4 protein-coding genes are annotated in these 3657 nt (G+C 69.3%); all 4 read right to left on the bottom strand.

The window, feature by feature from the left end; translation table 11 throughout:
- Window positions 1-49 precede the first annotated feature (49 nt).
- Window positions 50-634 (bottom strand): amino acid synthesis family protein, encoded by a 585-nt coding sequence (locus tag AC1DOC_RS24525; RefSeq protein ID WP_478080973.1) that lies wholly within the window; start codon window positions 632-634, stop codon window positions 50-52.
- A gap of 37 nt (window positions 635-671) precedes the next feature.
- Window positions 672-1313, bottom strand: coding sequence for an amino acid synthesis family protein (locus AC1DOC_RS24520; protein WP_307656144.1), 642 nt, complete (start codon window positions 1311-1313; stop codon window positions 672-674).
- 21 nt (window positions 1314-1334) lie between these two features.
- Window positions 1335-2252: a UPF0280 family protein gene (locus AC1DOC_RS24515; protein WP_478080972.1), complete on the bottom strand. Its 918-nt coding sequence runs from the start codon at window positions 2250-2252 to the stop codon at window positions 1335-1337.
- A 167-nt stretch (window positions 2253-2419) separates the two neighbouring features.
- A partial coding sequence (locus tag AC1DOC_RS24510) for a 6-hydroxynicotinate reductase (RefSeq protein WP_478130673.1) occupies window positions 2420-3657 on the bottom strand: 1238 nt, incomplete at its 5' end.

The raw sequence follows: 3657 nt of genomic DNA, 5'->3' as shown, positions 1-3657 counted from the left end.
AGGAAAAAACAATGGGGATGGAGGGGCGCGTGAACGGCGATGGATGGATTCAGCGCAGCCCGTCCTCGCCCTTGATCTCGCTGGCCTCCAGCCCGCCGATGCGCGGCAGCGGACGGCCGCTGTCGGTGACGGCCACGGCCACCACGATCTCGTTGGCGCGCGGCGCGTCGGACACGCGCGCCTCGACGGCGTCGAAGTGGCTGCGCACGAAGGCCGCGTCCTTGTGGCCGAGCGGCACGTCGATGGCCGTGCCGAGCGTGCCGCGCTTCTTGGCCGAGGGCACCAGCGCCGCGCCCTTTTCGACCGCCACGCGCAGCGGTGCGCCGAGCTTGGGATGCAGGATGGCAGCGGCATGCTCGAGCTCGCCGTTTTCGCCGACGATGGCGGCCTTGCCGTAGCTCTGCGCCTGGCCGGGCTCGATGCCCAGCGCCTTCACGGCCTTCTGGCCCAAGAGCGCACCAAGCTCTTCGCCGATGGCGATCAGCTCGTCGAGGTTCTCGCTGAAGCGGCCCGCGTAGGGGTTGTCGATCACCGCAATGGCGACGGCGCGGCGCGTGGGCGGCGAAATATCGCGACCCATTTCCTTGCGGGTTTCGTCCACCTGGACGACGAGCTTGCGGATGTTGGCGGTCATGTCTTGTGTTCCTTCTTCGTGTCTCTTGTTCATCAGGTCAGCGCAGGCCGTCCCATTTGCTGATGTCCTTGGCGAGCAGGCCGCCCACGCGTGCATGCACGCGGTAGCCGGTGCTCATCGCGAGGATGAAGACGATCTCGTCGGCCGCCGGCGCGCCGGGCACGCGCACCTCGATGGCGTCGAACTGGCCGCGCACGTAGCTGGCGTTGATGTTGGTGAGCGGCACGTCGAGCGCGGCGCCGGGCGGGCCGACCTTCTTGGTCGAGGGCACGATGGACAGCGCATTGCCGGGCTGGCCGGTCTTCTCTTCCGCCTTGCCCGCGGTATAGGCCGCGCGGTCGCCCTTCCAGCCGAGCAGCTCGCGCATGGCGTAGCCACCGGGCACATGCCAGAGCGCGCCGTGCTCGAGCTCGCCGGCGGCGCCGACGATGGCGCCCTTGCCGTAGGTGGCGATCTGCTCGAGCGGCACGTCCATGGCGGCGTGCAGCCTGTGCGCCATGTCGACGCCCACCGGGTCGAGCAGCGCCATCATCGGCAGGATGTCGGGCTCGTAGCGGCCCGCAAACGGATTGGTCAGCACCGCGCCGATGGCACCGCGCACCAGCGGCGTTGCGGCGCGCGGTCCGAACTCGTGGTGGATGTGCTCGACATGGGTGAAGACGCGGCGTATATCGATCATGGAAAGGAACCTTGCTTTTCGTTAAGCAAATACTGAACCAACTGCATCGGACGGCGCCCTGGGCAGCGCCTTCGAGCATAAGGGTTCGACAAGTCGCCACTGCCCCTGGCAAACGAGCAGAGCGGCCCAGGCGAGCCCTTCTTTTTGCAGCACCTTGGCGCACACGGCGCCGGTGTCGAGCGCGCTCTTCACCTGCGCAGGCGAAAGCGGCGGCACGTCGACCGTGACGAGCATCTCGCCCAGGTCGCTATCGTCCTTGCATTCGCTGGCGGGGCGCCGGCGGATGGCGGCATCGTCCACGTCGACGGCGTTGGCAATCACGGTGGCGGCTGCATCGGCCCCGGCCGCGGTGGCGGCCAGGACCGTCACGCTGTCGGCAATGCCCAGCGAGAAGCTGCGCCCGCGCCAGCCACTGGTGGCCACGCCGCGCACCGGCTGTGCGGCGCTGATTTCGAACTGGCCGTCGGTGGTGAGAATGCCGCTTTCACCCTCCACATGGCTGCGCCAGTCGAAGCGTGCGAGGTCGGCGTAGACACCCACGCGCGCCGAATGGCCCGGCGCAAGGTGCAGCGCGATGTCGCCGCCGTTGTTGATCCAGGCGCGCTCGATGCCGGGGCGGTCGTAGAACGCGATCAGCTCCTGCGCCACCGAGCCGGCCACCGCCGCCATCGGCGTGATGAACATCGGCGAGAACGCCGCGCAGGCATCCCACATGCGCGCACCGACCACGCCGCGCGGCCGCATGCTGTCGGTCACCGGCCGGCGCAGCAGCGGCAGCTCGCGCACCAGCTCGCCCAGCACATGGCCGAAGCGCGCCCAGGCCGCGTCGTGCACGGCCGCAACGGCGTAGGGGTCGCCATGCGCCTCGGCCACGATGTCGATCGGGCCATGGTTGAAGTGCCAGCGGCTCGCGTCGAGCGCGGTGCGTTGGGCGGTCATGGCAGCAAGGGCGCGGGGACGGCGCGGTGTTTCTCCCTCCCCTTCCGGGGGAGGGCCGGGGTGGGGGCACGCGGCGCATCCATCGGGCGCTCTGCCCGCCCCCATCCCAGCCTTCCCCCGGAAGGGGAAGGAGCAACAGCCACGGCGCACATTGATGTGGGCATCGCTCAACCCAGCATGGGTGGGTGGCCGAGCGGCCACGGATTGGCCTCGTCGATGACGACCCATTGCCGCGCCAGCGGCGCGCCGTCTTCCTGCCAGGCGCCGCGCGCGAGCGCCTGCTCGAGCGGGAAGATGTGTTCCATGTGGCCGCCGAGCGCCAGGTAGTCGTCGCGCCGCATGCTGAACTCGATGGGCGCCACGATGGCCGGCGTGGGCACGGTGCCAAAGCTGTTGTCGGGCATGCGCATGACGTCGGCCATCACGGTGATGCCGCCGCCGGGCCACACATAGGCCGGCGCGCCGCCGCAGGTCACGTTGACGAGCGCACGCTTGATGGCGCGCGTGAGCAGCACCGGGTTCTCGGTGACGCCGGCGCGCAGGGACCCGCCCGCACCACCGAGGAACAGCACGGTGCACAGCGATGGTTCGCAGTTCTCGCCGATGCGCTCGACGATGCGGCGCACCTCGGGCGGCATCGGCTGCTCGACCGGCTTGAGCGCCTCGTCGAGCACGTACCACTGGGCATGCTCGCCGGTGGTCGAGGTCATCAGGAGGCGCAGGCCCGGCCGCGCCACGCCTTCTTCCCAGCCCTCGATGATCGAGAGCGGATCGGCGATGTCGGTGCCGCCCCAGCCGTTGCCCGGGTTCGCCACCTGGAAGTAGCGCCCCGGCGTGGACTTGCGCCCCAGCATCTGGATGCCCGAAGGCGCCATGTCGAGGCAGCGCCCGGCCTGGTGCTCCGTGAGCACGCCGGTGATGTGGTCGTCCACCACCACCACCTCGTCGGCCACGCCCGCGAACTGGCGCGCGAAGATGCCCACGGCCGCCGAGCCGCAGCCCACGCGCATGCGCTGCTCTTCCACGCCATTGACGATGGGTGCTTTTCCGGCCTGGATGACGAGCGTGGAGCCGCCGTCGATGGTGCATTCGACGGCCTTCTTGTTGCCCAGCAGCTGCATCAGCTCGGCCGTCATGCGGCCTTCCTTCTTGCTGCCGCCGGTGAGGTGGTGCACGCCGCCAAGGGACAGCATCTGCGAGCCGTATTCGGCCGTGGTGACATGGCCGACCACCTCGCCGCGGTAGCGCACATTGGCCTGCTCGGAGCCGAGGAAGCGGTCGGTGTCGATCTTCACCTTGAAGCTGCAGTAGCTGAAGATGCCTTCGGTGACGACGGTGACCATGTCGACGCCCTGGGCCTTGGAGGCCACGATGAAAGGGGCGGGCTTGTAGTCGGGATAGGTGG

The organism is Variovorax sp. 01T439_2, assembly GCF_056398445.1.
Note: the sequence above shows the minus strand (reverse complement) of the source record. Positions and strands in the feature narration are given on the sequence as shown.

What these genes read in the sequence shown, in the direction of transcription:
- AC1DOC_RS24525 (WP_478080973.1), bottom strand. Translation starts at nt 634, where the DNA reads ATGACCGCCAACATCCGCAAGCTCGTCGTCCAGGTGGACGAAACCCGC.
- AC1DOC_RS24515 (WP_478080972.1), bottom strand. Translation starts at nt 2,252, where the DNA reads ATGACCGCCCAACGCACCGCGCTCGACGCGAGCCGCTGGCACTTCAAC.
- AC1DOC_RS24520 (WP_307656144.1), bottom strand. Translation starts at nt 1,313, where the DNA reads ATGATCGATATACGCCGCGTCTTCACCCATGTCGAGCACATCCACCAC.